Source organism: Desulfovibrio sp. JC022 (assembly GCF_010470665.1).
Classification (GTDB): Bacteria; Desulfobacterota; Desulfovibrionia; order Desulfovibrionales; family Desulfovibrionaceae; genus Maridesulfovibrio.
Genome location: NZ_VOPZ01000007.1, coordinates 25,579 through 40,874 on the forward strand (window position 1 = coordinate 25,579; position 15,296 = coordinate 40,874).

Here is a 15,296-nt window from a genome sequence, read left to right on the forward strand (position 1 = left end):
AAGCTCATTAAAACATTCATTTTGCGAGGTAGCAATGATTCCTATAATCCAGATTGAAAACGGGGATATCCCCATCCAGCGCGGTTACGCTGTATCCATGGTTATCAAGAGCTTCAAAGGTCGCCGCGATGTAGAAGTGCATCTTTTCCGTCCCGAATGGAATGAAGCGGACGAAGGTGAAATCAAGTGGGATAATATTTTCGGTGCACCCGCCACTCTTGATGCTATTCCCGACCCTAAAAAAGACCGCAAGATAGTCCTTGAAGCTTTCACTAAAGACGAACGCGATCAGGTCATTGATTATCTCAAAGAGCATTACTCCTCAAGACTGGAATCCATCTTCTCAACACCCATGGAATTTCCCGTGCCCGCAGGATTGCCGCCACTTTCTTCCATCACTGAAGGAAAGGATATCGGGCTGATCAAATTTGAAAAAGTACCCCATTTCGACCTGCCCTTCGCCCTGCGCGGCCTCTACAATCTCGGCGCACACCGCCCGCTGGTTGAAACCCGTGAGGGGGATGATAATTAAAAATTTTGTTTAAATTTAAAAAGCGGAGGATTTTTTACAAATCCTCCGCTTTGATATTTCTAGCTTAACACTTCCGTTATCATCTCATACTCCCCTTCCATGAACTCCCACTGCCCCCGCAGGGCCGGATGCTCAAGGGCCTCATCAAGCTTTTCCAAAAAATATTCGCGGCTGACTTCTTCGGCACCAAGCGATTTAAGATGGTCGGTTGGCTGCTGGCAATCTACAAAATGAAATTCGCGGTTTTTAAGCCATTGTACAAGGTAGGAGAAACCCACTTTTGAAGCATCAGGTTCAAGGAAAAACATGGATTCCCCGGAAAAGACTTTCCCCAATGAAACCCCGTAAAGCCCCCCGACAAGACTCCCCTTGCTGTTCCAGACTTCCACACTGTGCGCAAAGCCAAGTTTATGCAGCTTCACATAAGCTTCCACCATTTCGGGCAAAATCCACGTCCCGGCCTGTCCCGGACGAAACTTGCGGGCGCAATTGGCGATCACACTTTCAAAAGCATGATCTAAAGTAACCGTATATTCCTTTTGTCTGACCTTACGCTTAACCCGGCGGGAAACATGCAACTTATCAAAATTTAGTATCAAACGGGGATCAAGGGACCACCACAATATCGGCGAACGCTCATCGTACCACGGGAAAATCCCTGAAGCGTACGCAGAGATCAACCTTTCCGGGCTGAGATCTCCTCCCACCGCCAGCAGACCATCCGGTTCCGCTTCATCAGGATGGGGAAAAATGGGGTCTTCTATTAATCTGTAAACAACCATAATAATCCTTTGGTTTTCCAACTATACTTAATAATAAACGATTATTATGATTTGGCAATAGAGATTGAATCATTATATTGAATGAAAATTTTATAATCTTCAATAAAACAAAAAAAAGAGGAAGCTACCAACAGAAGCTTCCTCTCTAATTTAACTTGTTTATTCAGCTAAGCCGCCTTACTTCTTACCCACAGGCTTGAACTTGAAGCTGAGCTTCTCATCCTCACCCTTGCCCTTGGTGGTAACCTGAACGGTTCCGCCCTTGACCAGCTTGCCGAAGAGGATTTCATCAGCAATTTCATCCTTAATGGAAGTCTGAATCAGGCGAGCCATAGGCCTTGCACCGTATGCCGGATCGTGGCCCTTTTCTGCCAGCCAGCGGCGGGACTTCTTGTCCACTTCAATGGCGACCTTGTTATCGAGCAACTGCCCGTTGAGTTCCTTGACGAACTTCTCAACAATGAGTTCCATTACATCAATCTGCAAGGAATTGAACGATACGATGGAGTCAAGCCTGTTACGGAATTCGGGGCTGAAAATCTTTTCAACCGCCTTAAGTCCGCGGCCCTTGTCTTCGCCGCCCTTCACGCTGGCACCGAATCCGATTCCGCCCTTGGCCATTTCACGCGCTCCGGCATTGGAGGTCATGAGCAGGACAACGTGCCTGAAATCAGCCTTACGACCATTGTTGTCGGTCAGGGTGGCGTAATCCATCACCTGTAAGAGAATATTGAATACATCCGGGTGGGCCTTCTCGATTTCATCAAAAAGGATCACGCAATGCGGATTCTTGCGCACGCCTTCGGTGAGCAGTCCGCCCTGATCAAATCCCACATAACCCGGAGGCGCACCGATGAGACGGGCCACCGCATGCTTCTCCATGTACTCACTCATATCAAAACGCATAAAGTGAACGCCCATGGTGGATGCCAACTGGCGGGCCAGCTCGGTCTTACCTACCCCGGTAGGCCCGGTGAGCAGGAAGGACCCGGTAGGTCTGCCGATCTGCTTCATGCCTGCGCGAGAACGCAGGATAGCCTTGGAGATCTGGTCCACAGCTTCGTCCTGCCCGAAGACAACGGACTTGAGATTAACATCCAGTTCCTGCAAACGGGAACGGTCGGACATGGTGATACGCCGTGTGGGAATGCGGGCCATCTTGGAGATAACCTTTTCCACATCGGCAACCACAATACGATTGTCCTTGCGCTTGCGCTGGCTGAGGTTATAAAACGCCCCGGCCTCATCAATAACGTCAATGGCCTTATCCGGCAGAAAACGCTCATTGATATGCCTTGCGGAAAGCTCCGAAGCGGCCTTGATTGCCGAAGGAGCGTAAAGCACATTGTGATGTTCCTCATAGTAGGGCTTCAAACCCTTGAGGATTTCTATGGTTTCTTCAACACTTGGTTCACTGATGTCGATCTTCTGGAACCTGCGGGAAAGCGCACGGTCCTTTTCAAAATGGTTCTTGTATTCCTCATAAGTGGTGGCCCCGATGCACCGTATTTCACCGGAAGCAAGGAACGGCTTAAGAATATTGGACGCATCCATGGAACCGCCGCTTACAGCCCCGGCACCTACGATGGTATGAATCTCATCCACGAAAAGGATTGCCCCTTCCTTATGCTTAAGCTGAGCCAGCACGCCCTTGAGGCGGGACTCAAAATCACCGCGATACTTGGTTCCGGCCAGAAGTGCGCCCATATCAAGGGCAAAAACATCAGTATCCTCAAAGGATGCCGGAATGTTGCCCTTTGCAATGGCAAGCGCCAGCCCTTCAGCCATGGCAGTCTTACCAACGCCGGGATCACCCACGAAAATGGGGTTGTTCTTGCGCCTGCGGGAAAGAACCTGCAAAGTTCGCTCAACCTCATTATCGCGCCCGATAAGAGGATCAATCTTTCCGTCCCGGGCACGCTGGGTAAGATTGGTGGTGAATTCTTCCAGCGGAGACTTCTTATCGTCCTTGCCTCCGGAAGGCTTACCATCCGGTGAGGGACCGCTTCCGCCATGCTGGGGATTGGGACTGATATCCAGCCCTTCACTCCAATCGCCTTCACTCATAGAATGTGAAATATATTCAAGGATATCAAGACGTGAGATATCATGTGTCTTCAGAAAATAAACAGCGTAAGAGTCTTCTTCCTCAAACATGGCAGCGACAACATCGCCGACTTCCACAGAGTCCTTGCCTGCGGCCTTCTTCTGCCAGATGGCCCGTTGCAGGACACGCCTTACTCCCAGTGTCTGGACAACTTCGGTATCCACACCAGTAGGAAGCGGTTCAAGGTTTTCATCGAAAAAACGTTCAAGCTGACTGCGAAGCTTCGGAAGCTCTGCCCCGCACCCGGCAATAACGTCAGCACCAACCTCCTCCTGAATTATCGCGTACAACAGATGTTCAAGAGTGAGGAATTCGTGATTTCTGAGCCTGACTTCATTAACCGCAGAAGTCAGTGCCTGTTCTAATGCCTTACTGAGCATACTAGACCTCTTCGATTGTGCATTTCAGCGGATAGCCTGCCTGCTGCGCAAGCTGTCTGACCATTTCAACGCGTGTTTCAGCAACTTCTGCCGTGTAAACTCCACATACCCCGACCCCGTCATTGTGGACCTTGAGCATTATTTTCGTGGATTCCTCTTCTGTTTTCCTGAAAATCTGCATAAGCACGGCCACAACGAATTCCATGGAAGTGTAATCATCATTATGCAGCAGCACCCGGAACTTCCGCGGTTCCTTGAGTTCGTCCTCAAGCAGTACATCTGACTCGAAATTTTCTTTATAATCAGCCATTTTTTTATTCTTCAAATATTTTTTTGTTAGACTATAGTTAACAATAAGAACAATTTCCCCACCTGTCGAGGAAGATTTATGTATTTTTGTGCTATAAAAAACCTAAATAACTATAAAACAAAATCTTAAAGCAATTCTTTAACTTCTTCAGGGGTAAAAACAAAATTTTCATCCGGCTCCAGGCCGGCCCCTTTTCTATAATCACGATTCAGCTCATGATAAGTCATTTTGCAAGCATCAGCAGAGCTGAGTTTAAGCTTCCCTGCACAGGCCAGAATTCCGTCTTCTGTTCCTTCTATTTCAATAAACGAGCCAAATGGAAGTAAATCCAGACAAATATGACAGCCTGCAAATTCCCACTCTTCCCGGATTTTCTCATAACAAAACACAGGCGAATAACCCAGCACCTGCAAGGCGGAAACGGTTTCATCAAAATTTGAAACCTCTGTTTCATGCTCTATATAAACCTTGGCTTCACCAGAAACCGGCCCGGCAGGAATCCGCTTGACGGTCATGGTCACCTTTTCAGCCTGCCTGACCCGTAGCAAGGCCGATCTTTTATAAAGTGTCCGGCCCGGATCATCGAGCACGACATTACGTTCATAGTGCCGGGTCAAAAATTTAGCACCCTGTTCTTTCATAATCATCCGAGCTTTGTCGTGATCGGCATTCAGGTATTTCAATTCGATTTCTAAAGCCATTTTCCTTTTCTCTCTTAACTTGAAGTGCTACAAAATATTAATAAATGAAAGCCACTGAAGGATTTTTATATGCATAAATATTTATACATCGCGGCAGGCGGGGCAGCCGGAAGCCTCTGTCGTTACCTTGCTTCCGGTTTTACCCAGCGGATGTTCGATACGTCCTTTCCCATAGGAACATTTATGGTGAATATGCTCGGTTGCCTGTTTTTCGGACTGGTCACCGGGATGTTTGAAGACCGTCTCGGCTTTCCACCGGAAATGCGGCTCCTGATCCTGACCGGATTCATGGGCGCATTTACCACTTTTTCCACCTATATGTTCGAATCCACAAACCTGATCAAATCAGGGCAATGGGCCATGACCGCATTGAACATCGGCGGGCAGAGTGTGCTGGGTTTTGCCTGCATTATCGGCGGATTGGCACTGGGCAGACTGATTGTTTCCTGAGTACAAACAACCATTTAATACGGAGTACCTGTCATGACTTTAACTGAAAAAGCAGTAAGACTCAAAATATTCACCGGAGAGGAAAACAGGCTCAGGCACCGCCCCCTCTACGAAGTAATTGTCGAAGAAGCACGCAATCAAGGACTCGCAGGAGCATCGGTTTACAGGGGTGTAATGGGATACGGAGCCAACAGTCAGGTCCGCACCACCTCCATCCTCAGACTCTCTGCGGACCTGCCTCTGATCATCGAAATTATTGATCAACCGGGTAAAATTGAAAAATTCACTGAATTTTTAAGCGAAAACATGACTGAAGGATTGGTCACCTCCGAAGAGGTGAACATAGTCATCCACAAGCACAATAAGGGTGAAAAATAACTAGCGATTACAAAAGTTAACCACTGCTCCGGGAATATTCTTGAGCGGCATGACCTTATCCACTCCACCAAGTTTAATGGCTTCCTGCGGCATTCCGAACACAACGCAGGAAGCTTCGTCCTGAGCAATACAATGGGTTCCCGCATCATGCATTTCTCGCATGCCTTTAGCCCCGTCATCACCCATGCCGGTCATAATTACGCCCACGGCATTCTTACCTGCACTTGAAGCACCGGAACGGAAAAGCACATCGACGGAAGGCCTATGACGACTGACCAGAGGTCCGTCTTTTATCTCAACATAATATCTGGCACCGGAACGCTTAAGCAGCATATGCTTGTTACCGGGAGCAATCAGGGCCTGCCCTCTTAAAATACTGTCGCCATCTCTGGCTTCTTTAACCGTAATGCGGCAGATAGTGTTCAACCTTGAAGCAAAGGCGGCAGTAAATTTTTCCGGCATGTGCTGGACAATGGCGATCCCCGGACAGTCAAGAGGCATGCTTTGCAGAAAACTCTGAATAGCCTCGGTTCCCCCGGTGGAAGCACCCACGAGGATGACCTTTTCAGTAGTCTGTAAAGTTGTGGTCCTAGGACGCGACTTTGGCAAAACCGCATCTGCGGAAAGCTTGGGTTGAACTGCCATGGGACGCGCTGAGAGCTTACGGGGCTTGGTCATGGCCGCAGCTTTGACAACATCACAGACCCGGATGCTGGATTCTTCGAAAAATTGTTTGGTCCCGACTTTCGGCTTGGTTATAACTTCAACTGCTCCGAATTCCAAAGCTTTCATATAAGCATCAGACCCCTGCTCTGTAAGAGTAGAACAAATAACCACCGGAATAGGATGCTGGGTCATCAATTTACGCAAAAAAGTAAGCCCATCCATTTTGGGCATTTCAATATCAAGAGTGATAACATCAGGCACAATCTTTTTCATAACTTCGGCTGCGGCAAAAGGATCACCCGCACTACCGACAACCTCTATACTGGAATCAGTGGCAAAAAGCTGCTGCAATGCCTGACGGACCAGAGCGGAATCATCAACGATCAGAACCTTGGTTTTCTTCTTCATACCTAAACCTTTTGATAAACGGTGGGAGCAATCTGCCTGACCGGAAGTTCCATTCCAGAAATGCTTTCAGAATGACCGATGAACAGGTAGCCGCCTTTGGACAATGTAGAACAGAATTTCTTAAACAAAGTGTATTGGGTTTCCCTGTCAAAATATATGACAACGTTACGGCAGAAAATTATATCTTTTTGATCTTTGAACGGAAAAGGCTCCATAAAATTGAGCCGCCTGAAATCTACCTTGCTACGCAAATGCGGGGCAACTCTCACCAGAGGCTTGGCTTTATCCTTACTCTTTAGCAAGTATTTTTTCTTCAAAGCCATGGGCACCACATCCACCTTACTCATGGGATAAACTGCGTTTATCGCCTTGCGTAAAATGTCTGTAGAAATATCCGTGGCCATCAGGGAATATTTAAAACTGGGATTCTTTTCAGCAAACTCATTCAGCACCATGCACAAGGTATACGGCTCCTCACCACTGGAGCATCCGGCAGACCAGAGCTTAACAGGCCTGCCGTTTCGATGACATAAATCCGGCAATACGGTACTAAGCAAGAGTTCAAAATGCTTGGGTTCTCTAAAAAAATCTGTGGTGTTAGTGGTCACCACATCAATAAGCTGGGTCAATTCTTTTTCAAAACCTCCAGGACTGAACAGAAAGTCGCAATACTGGGAATGACTGGAAAAACCAAGAGCACGCAACCTTTTCTGAAGCCGGGCCTCCAGCATGGTTTTCTTGGAGGGCGGCATCTTGATTCCAAACTCCTCCTTGATCAATGTACTGAACTTCCCGAAATCAGCTTCAGTCATTTTCGGAGTAAGCGATGCTGTGCTGCACTCATCACTCTTTGGCTTTTTTTTGTCTTTTTTGTTTTTTTTGAAAACCATCAACCCGCCGCCTTTACTTCTGCCAGAACTGTCCGGAATAACTTCGGTATATCAAGGATCAAAGCAAGAGTTCCGTCACCCTTGATGGTAGCCCCGGAAATACCTTCCACATCCCTGTAGACACGTCCCAGACTCTTAATAACTGTCTGGTGTTCACCGATGACCGTATCAACAACAACTCCGATTCTACTTCCCTCAAGCCCGGTGATGACGATCTGCTCAATGGGCGGGGATTCTCCCTCAACCTCAAACCATTCACGAATTCTGATATAGGGGACAATCTCCCCACGCAGATTCACAAATTGCTGACCGTTGGACTCTTCCACGTCCTGACGGGTAAGTTCTACGCACTCCTCAACAAGCGAAAGCGGAATAACAAAATAATCATCGCTCACCCGGACCTGCAAACCATCGATAATTGCAAGAGTCAGCGGCAGTCTTATGGTAATAACCGTACCCTTGCCCTCTTCGCTCATAATATCGATGCTGCCACGCAGGGAATCAATGGCCCGTTTTACAACATCCATCCCGACTCCGCGCCCGGAAACATTGGTAACGCTCTGGGCAGTGGAGAATCCGGGCTCAAAAATAAGATTAAAAATCTCTTTGTCCGAAAGGTCCTGATCTGCGGAAATGAGACCTTTTTCAACAGCTTTAGCCTTGATTACCTCCTTGGACATCCCCTTACCGTCGTCTTCAATAAGAATCATTACATCGCCGCCGGAGTGTTCAGCGGTAAGAGTGATGGTTCCCCGGCGCGATTTACCTTTGGCTGCACGGGTTTCAGGAACTTCAATACCGTGATCAATAGAGTTACGCAGCAAATGGACAAGAGGATCGCCGAGACGCTCGATGACCGTCTTATCCAGTTCGGTTTCAGCACCGTTGGTATTGAGATCAATTTCCTTACCCAGCTCTTCAGAAAGATCGCGAACAAGACGCCTGAACTTACTGAAGGTTGTCCCGATGGGCAGCATTCTGATTCCAAGGGTGCTGTCCCTGAGTTCATCGGAAAGACGTTCAAGTTCCTCGGAAAGTGCAGTCAGAGAAGGGTCGGCCTTGGAACTGACCACCTGACTTATCTGGGCCTGAACAATGACCAGCTCGCCAACAAGGTCAACCAGATAATCAAGCTTCTCTGCCGACACCCTGATGGAAGATGCTGTATCAATTTTTTTGCGGGACTTCTTGGCCGCAGTCTTGAATTCTTTGGCCGCATTCTGTTCTGCAAGAGCACTTTCAACTTTTTCCTTACTAACAACACCTTTCTCAGTCAGCAATTCGCCAAGGGGTTTCTGGTCAGCCAGCACAGCCTCAATGGCTTCGGAAGGGACATCTCCCCGTTCCACGAGAATTTCACCAAGCTTCTTGGGCGGTTTAGCAGATACGGAAATAGAATCCTCTTCCTCATCATCGGGCGTGAGATCGAGAACATCAGCGATATCTTCCCGAGCAACTTCACGGACACTAACCGTAACCGGAATATCGGTAAAAAAGAAAATTTCTTCAATGGACATCGAGTCCGCATCACTCTCGAAAACGACGTCCCACCATATTTCAGTTTCCTTATGGAGAGTATTAGAACGGATTAATCCCATCTTTCCGAGATCCTCCAACAGAGGATCGAGACTTTCTTCCTCAACTTCATTTCCGGGAGCGACTTTGATTATGATCTGATAAAGGCTCTTCAAAGGCTGCTCATCAGGAAGTTGCGCAACAGGTTCGACCGGGCCCGCATTTGCTTCGGCAGTTTCGGCGGTAGAGATCACCGGCTCTTCAACTGCGTCTTCAACAGTTTCATCAACCCCGCCACCTTGGGCAGCAACATCCTTTAATCCATCAAGAATGCCATTCCCGATCCCCTTATCCCCTTCCCCGGATGGAGATTCAAGCATGGAATATATATGGTCACGCGCAGAAAGGGAGAGGGTAAGCAAATTTTTAGATATGGCAAGTTCCCCGTTCCTGACCTTGTCGAATACGGTCTCAACTTCATGGGTAAATTCAGCAATGGCTTCAAAGCCGAACATGGAGCCGGACCCTTTAATCGTATGCAGGGCCCTGAAGACACGATTAATGATATCCATATCATCAGGAACATCCTCAAGCTCAAGCAGAGAGGTTTCAAGTTCGCCCAGCAGTTCGTATGCTTCTTCCTTGAATACTTGAGTAGTCATATCGTCAGACATAAATTTTCTCCAAATCATTTGAATAGGCTGATAAACACTACTATTTTTAAACATTTAATCAATTTCAATCAAGCAGTATAATTATCAAACGTGTAAAAAAACGAAAAAAGGCTCTTTGAAACCAAAGAGCCTTGCTGGAAATTAATAAAATGTCGGCAAAAGATATTACTTTTGTCATGCCAACGCACTGGAATAAAAGTAATTACAACTTCTTCCTACGGGCAAGCATCCGCAAAGTCTTACGCCTGCGATATCGGCGTACAAAGTAGAGAGCTATAAAATAAGAAGCTATGCCCAACGGAACACCGAGGACGAGACCACCGAAAATCAGGATGGTCAGCCCCTGCCAACCGATATCCATAAAATCAGAAACCTGCCACTTAGCCGGATCGAACTGGACATCGATGGGCAGCAGGAAAGTCCCGATTTTAAACTGAACATAGTAAAAGAGCAGCCAATTAAAGGGATTTGAAATCCATGTGGCAACAGCTGCGGCAATTTTGCTGCTACGGGTAATAAAAGCCATTACAACCGCAATGACTGTTTGCAACGGCAGCCCCGGAATAACCGGAAAACATCCGCCAAAAACACCACAGGCAACCCCCATGGCAATATTATGCGGAGAAGCGTCAATACGCATCAACCTAAGATAATGTAGCTTGAGAAATCTTTTAAATTTCTCCCATCTGCTGAAATTCCTCTGCATCAACTTCCCTTTGTTGAATTAATACCTAAAAACACTAATTTCGGCCTGATTTAGTCCAGAACATCAAAACTGTGAAACTTCATGGCAAATCCAGCCCTTCCCTGAGTGGACGACCTAAGATCGGTAGAAAAACCAAACATGTTCCGCAGCGGTGATAATGCCTGAACTATCTTCTGACTGTTACGGTCAAGCATATTTTCAATACGCGCGCCCTTGGCTCCGAGAAGTCCGATTACGTCTCCGACAAACTCTTCAGGAACCGAAACTTCCACAGCCATAATCGGCTCCATTAATTTGGGTGAAGATGCAGACAGAGCAGCTTTCAAAGCCTTGCCAGCCGCCATATGATATCCGGGCACACTGGATTCCCCATCGCGTTTACGCAGCTCAAGGATGCGCACTTTCACATCCTGAACCGGAAATCCCCTGATTACTCCACTCTGCAAGCCGTCATCAACCCCTTCGGCAACAGCATCCATCCAATCAGAAGACCACTCACCAGTATCAATCTCAAAAACAACATCCCGGCCTGCACCTCGCTCCTGCGGTTCAACCGCCAGACGTACATACCCGTAATGTTTATCCTCGCCAAGAAGCTTGTCGAACTCTTCTTCAGCCTCGGCATTTCCACCGGGAACTTCCTGATAAACAACCTGCGGCTTGCCTGATCTGGGATCGAGTTTGTACTCCCTGCGCATTCGGTCCAGTACAACCTCAAGATGAAGCTCCCCCATGCCGGAAAGAATAATCTGCCCGGTATCCTCGTCAGTCTTCAAGGCAAGGGTCGGGTCTTCCTGTAAATATTTATCCAGAACTTCTTCCAGCTTTTCAGATTCGTCCACATTACGCGGCTCGATAGCCATGGAAATAACCGGCTTGTACATTTCAATCTGTTCCAGCACAAGCGGGGTTTCGCCAGTGGAAAGAGTATCACCGGTACGGGTATCCTTCAATCCGGCAGCCCCCACAATATCGCCGATTCCGGCTACATCAAGACGTTCCTTACGCCCGGCGTGCATCTTGAAAAGCCGGGCCACACGTTCATCCTTACCCTGAGTGAAATTTTTTACAATATCTCCGGTTTCTATCTTGCCGGAATAAATACGCATGAGCACCATTTTGCGCCCGGAGTCCATAACCACTTTAAATGCAAGGGCCTGAAACGGACCATTGACGGTAGGCTCAACTTCCGATTCAACTCCGGTACGTGGGTTGATCCCGGTAACTTTATGTGCTTCCAGCGGGCTGGGCAGAAATTTACCGACGCCGTCCATCAGCGGCTGGATTCCGACATTTTTAAGTGCCGAACCGGAAAAGACGGGAACCAGTTTTAAAGCGAGGGTCGCCCTGCGGATAACTTCATCGATATACTTTGGATCAATATCATCTTCCAGATACCTTTCCATAAATTCATCATCTACTTCGGAAAGTGTTTCACACATGTTTTCGCGCCATGGTGCCACAAATTCCTCATCCTGTGCATCCAGATCAAGCACATCAAATTCTTCACCGTTACTATCCTGATCAAAAACCAGCTTCTTCATGCGGATAAGATCGTATACTGCGGAAAATTCATCACCGGCACCATCCGGAATCTGCACCGGCAGACTTTTAATGCCCAATTTGTCAGTCATGGATTCAAGCACAGCCTCAAAATCAGCACCCAGACGATCCATTTTATTAATGAACACCAGCTTCGGAACCCCGTAAGCTTCACTCTGACGCCAGACAGTTTCAGACTGGGGCTCTACCCCGCCCACAGCACAAAAAACACCAACGGCACTGTCCAGAACCCGCAAAGAACGCTCGACCTCAATGGTGAAATCAACATGGCCGGGTGTATCAATAATATTTACCGTTTTATCTTCCCAGTAACAGGTGGTCACGGCTGAAGTAATAGTAATACCGCGCTCCTGCTCTTCAGGCATGTAATCCATGGTAGCGGTTCCTTCATGAACCTCACCCAGCCTGTGAATACGACCTGAAAAATAGAGCATGCGTTCAGTTACCGTGGTCTTACCGGCGTCAATATGGGCAATAACTCCAATATTGCGTATCTTTCCAATACCTTTCACAGAAAAATCAGGCTTTGCGTTCACAGATCACCTTCCCGGTAAAAACTTATTCAGCCACAGCTAGAGCTACGGATTCACGCTTGAAAAAGGAACTGTTAAAACCGTTCCAGAGCCAGCAACCTTCCTGTCCATGCGCCAGCACAACATTGAAATTCATCAACGCATCACCGACAATTTCAGCAGGAACCACTGCGGCATCAGCTTCAACATCATCAAAGGAATCCTCATCCACTTCAACAAATTCAACATCAGGATGAACAAAAGCAAGCACATCCATATCAGGAGAATCTTCTTCCTTACAGACTGATATACTGGAAATTTCCGGTGCGCGCCAGTAACGTAAACATGGTCCGTGAAGTACAAAATCGGGAGTACCGCGCAGATCAAGAACAGCTCCCTCCTCGCCTCCGGCCATAAGCGGGGCCAGCAGTTCCTCTACTTTATCCTGTGGAAGTTTGACCACATCCTCCAGCCCGGCCAGCTCAAAACCAGCCAGTACAGATTGGGAAAGATCACCTTCTCCGCAAAAAACTGCCAGTACATTCTTTACCCCGGCTGCAAGAGCCGGAACCAAAGCAGCCAGAATCCGCACCGGGGAAACGGACTCAGCATCCAGAAGAAGCACAGTCCACTCAAGCGGTACGCTGGAAACTTCCGTTTCAAAACCTCCGCGCCATGTATTCACATTCCATGTTCTGCTCGGTGCATCGGGGGAATTAATTCCGTAAACTTGGGCAATGGTCTTTTTCAACCATGCGCGCTGCGGCGGCAAAGTTGCTTCGTAAGCTTCTCCGAAAACTTCATCTTCTATCTGATAATCCTGCAACCAAAGTGGAAATTCAAACATCTATGCCTCCGGCGATTTTGGATGGGATGCGCTCCGCGTTTTTAAAAAAAGATTTCGCCTCCGGCGGCCAAAGAAACTTTTTACAAAAAGTTTCTCTGGACACTTCAAAAACTTTTACTAGGCTTCGCCGGGGTAACGCCAAAACAGCTATTAAATTCTAATTAAATAAAAGCCCGGCAGACACACATCTGCCGGGCTTAATTTTAAACTTAAATTGCAGGTACTAGAGCCAATCAACCAGCTCTTTCCAGCTTCCCTGAAGACGCTCGCGCTCTTCCTGAGAAAGAGTCTTCTGGTACTCATAATAAGACATTTCAGCCTGTTTCATGGCGTACTTACGTACTTCCGGCAGGTCTTTAAAGTTCCTGACCACATAAGCGTAACGCTTCCATGCGGAACCGAATTTCGCAGATCTCCAGAAAAAATCCGCCACATACAATTCATGGTCGGCCAGAGCCCGGCGGCATTTTACAATATATTCCTTGGAGGCCTTAGCATACTGACTGTCCGGATATGCTTCTTCAACCCTGTAGAAATATTCAAGGGCTTCGGTAATGTTATTCTGCGGCCGGTCAATTGAACTGAACAGATTGAAGTTACTCAGCCCGATCTGAAACAGGACATAAGGAATTTCGTCGTTACCGGGATGAAGTGCTGAAAATTCTTTATATGCTTCGGAAGCATCAAAATATTTCTTATCAAGAAAATATGCATCTCCGAGGCTGATTTCTGCTTTTAAAGTATACGGGCTGAACGGATAACGGTCTTTCAATTTAGAAAAATATTCCGCGGCATCGTAATACTCTTTTTCCGTCATAGCCTCCACACCGGCTTCATAAAGTTCCTGTGCGGTATCTTCAGGCTTGGGAAGAAAGTAATAGTCAATAATTCCACAGCCGGTAAGGCTGATGAGTAGAAAAGAAGCTAAAACAATAGAAAGAAATTTATTTCGCATTATTTATGTTCCAGATACGCATACGCAGCCGTGGCGGCAGTTGCTCCATCGCCAACGGCAGTGACAACCTGCCTGCATTTCTTCGAGCGGATGTCACCTGCTGCATATATTCCGGGAATACTTGATTCCATTTCGCAGGTTGTTTTTATAAATCCATACTTATCAAGTGCCAGTTCCTTGGGAAAAAAACTGCACACGGCATCAAAGCCGACAAAAATAAAGACTCCGTCCACATCTAGAACGGAATAATCTCCGGAGCCAACGTCCCTGACCTCAAGACCGGCCACTTCCGCATCTCCTACAATCTTTGAAACAACTGAATTTAGAACCGGCTCAATTACCGGGTTGGCCAGACATTTGTTCTGATAAACCATGTCCGCCCTGAATTCATCCCTGCGATGCACAAGGTAAAGCTTCTTTACCAGCTTGGAAAGATAGATAGCTTCCTCAAGCGCGGAATTACCGCCACCAATAACAGCCACAACCTTATCACGATAAAAATGACCGTCACACAGGGCACAGTAAGAAACCCCGCGCCCAAGCAGCTTTTCCTCGTTGGGAACCTTTAATTTTCTAAAAGTCACCCCAGATGTAATTATAACTACCTGGGTTTTAACATGATCACCGCTCGCAACCACAACTTCATGATACTCTTCACCGGGAATAAGCTCCAGCACTTCATCATAGACATGGTCAAACTTATAATGTTTAACGTGCCTGTCCATTCTGTCGGCCAGCTCGTACCCCTTAATTCCATCAGGAAATCCGGGGAAATTCTCCAGCTCATCCGTCAAGAGCATCTGTCCGCCATGGGACATCTTTTCGACGGCAAGAAAATTAACTCCTGCCCTCGCAAGATAAAGGGCGGCCGCCATTCCGGCAGGGCCGCCCCCGATAACAACGGCGTCATAAGACTTCAT

Annotated in this window: 15 protein-coding genes; 3 read left to right on the plus strand and 12 right to left on the minus strand. The window is 47.4% G+C overall.

Annotation, left to right across the window (positions count from 1 at the left end; all coding sequences use genetic code 11):
* Positions 1–34: 34 nt before the first annotated feature.
* Positions 35–532, plus strand: coding sequence for a hypothetical protein (locus FMS18_RS12035; protein ID WP_163294858.1), 498 nt, complete (start codon positions 35–37; stop codon positions 530–532).
* Between the two features lie 59 nt (positions 533–591).
* On the opposite strand, the gene aat is transcribed toward FMS18_RS12035, so the two are convergent.
* From aat to FMS18_RS12055, 4 genes are all read right to left on the minus strand, one after another.
* Positions 592–1,314 carry a leucyl/phenylalanyl-tRNA--protein transferase gene (aat, locus tag FMS18_RS12040; protein WP_163294860.1) on the minus strand — a complete coding sequence of 241 codons (723 nt, stop codon included), beginning with the start codon at positions 1,312–1,314 and terminating at the stop codon, positions 592–594.
* Between the two features lie 177 nt (positions 1,315–1,491).
* A complete protein-coding gene (gene clpA / locus FMS18_RS12045; protein ID WP_163294862.1) occupies positions 1,492–3,801 on the minus strand; it encodes an ATP-dependent Clp protease ATP-binding subunit ClpA in 2,310 nt (769 codons plus the stop codon).
* Position 3,802: 1 nt separating this feature from the next.
* Complete coding sequence (gene clpS / locus FMS18_RS12050; RefSeq protein ID WP_163294864.1) at positions 3,803–4,111, minus strand: ATP-dependent Clp protease adapter ClpS; 309 nt, start codon at positions 4,109–4,111, stop codon at positions 3,803–3,805.
* A gap of 125 nt (positions 4,112–4,236) precedes the next feature.
* Positions 4,237–4,812, minus strand: coding sequence for a class IV adenylate cyclase (locus tag FMS18_RS12055; protein ID WP_163294866.1), 576 nt, complete (start codon positions 4,810–4,812; stop codon positions 4,237–4,239).
* 69 nt (positions 4,813–4,881) lie between these two features.
* Here FMS18_RS12055 and crcB point away from each other — a divergent pair, with 69 nt between their 5' ends.
* Together crcB and FMS18_RS12065 are read left to right on the plus strand one after the other, a co-directional pair.
* Positions 4,882–5,262 (plus strand): fluoride efflux transporter CrcB, encoded by a 381-nt coding sequence (gene crcB, locus FMS18_RS12060; protein WP_163294868.1) that lies wholly within the window; start codon positions 4,882–4,884, stop codon positions 5,260–5,262.
* 33 nt (positions 5,263–5,295) lie between these two features.
* The gene (locus tag FMS18_RS12065; RefSeq protein ID WP_163294870.1) at positions 5,296–5,640 is read left to right on the plus strand and encodes a DUF190 domain-containing protein; all 345 of its coding nucleotides are present in this window, start codon (positions 5,296–5,298) and stop codon (positions 5,638–5,640) included.
* On the opposite strand, the gene FMS18_RS12070 is transcribed toward FMS18_RS12065, so the two are convergent.
* From FMS18_RS12070 to trxB, 8 genes are all read right to left on the minus strand, one after another.
* Complete coding sequence (locus FMS18_RS12070) at positions 5,641–6,714, minus strand: chemotaxis response regulator protein-glutamate methylesterase (RefSeq protein ID WP_163294872.1); 1,074 nt, start codon at positions 6,712–6,714, stop codon at positions 5,641–5,643. It lies immediately after the preceding gene.
* A gap of 2 nt (positions 6,715–6,716) precedes the next feature.
* A complete protein-coding gene (locus FMS18_RS12075; protein WP_203544624.1) occupies positions 6,717–7,604 on the minus strand; it encodes a CheR family methyltransferase in 888 nt (295 codons plus the stop codon).
* Entirely contained in the window at positions 7,604–9,793 is a 2,190-nt protein-coding gene (locus FMS18_RS12080) for a chemotaxis protein CheA (protein ID WP_163294875.1), read from the minus strand. Before FMS18_RS12080 ends, FMS18_RS12075 begins: the two co-directional genes overlap by 1 nt.
* A 202-nt stretch (positions 9,794–9,995) precedes the next feature.
* Positions 9,996–10,499, minus strand: coding sequence for a DUF2062 domain-containing protein (locus FMS18_RS12085; RefSeq protein ID WP_163294877.1), 504 nt, complete (start codon positions 10,497–10,499; stop codon positions 9,996–9,998).
* A gap of 50 nt (positions 10,500–10,549) precedes the next feature.
* Positions 10,550–12,598: an elongation factor G gene (gene fusA, locus FMS18_RS12090; RefSeq protein ID WP_163294879.1), complete on the minus strand. Its 2,049-nt coding sequence runs from the start codon at positions 12,596–12,598 to the stop codon at positions 10,550–10,552.
* Positions 12,599–12,620: 22 nt separating this feature from the next.
* The gene (locus FMS18_RS12095) at positions 12,621–13,421 is read right to left on the minus strand and encodes a histidinol dehydrogenase (protein WP_163294881.1); all 801 of its coding nucleotides are present in this window, start codon (positions 13,419–13,421) and stop codon (positions 12,621–12,623) included.
* A 223-nt stretch (positions 13,422–13,644) separates the two neighbouring features.
* Entirely contained in the window at positions 13,645–14,376 is a 732-nt protein-coding gene (locus tag FMS18_RS12100; protein WP_163294883.1) for an outer membrane protein assembly factor BamD, read from the minus strand.
* On the minus strand, positions 14,376–15,296 hold the full coding sequence (gene trxB, locus FMS18_RS12105; RefSeq protein ID WP_163294885.1) for a thioredoxin-disulfide reductase: 921 nt from the start codon (positions 15,294–15,296) through the stop codon (positions 14,376–14,378). The genes FMS18_RS12100 and trxB overlap by 1 nt, the downstream gene beginning before the upstream one ends.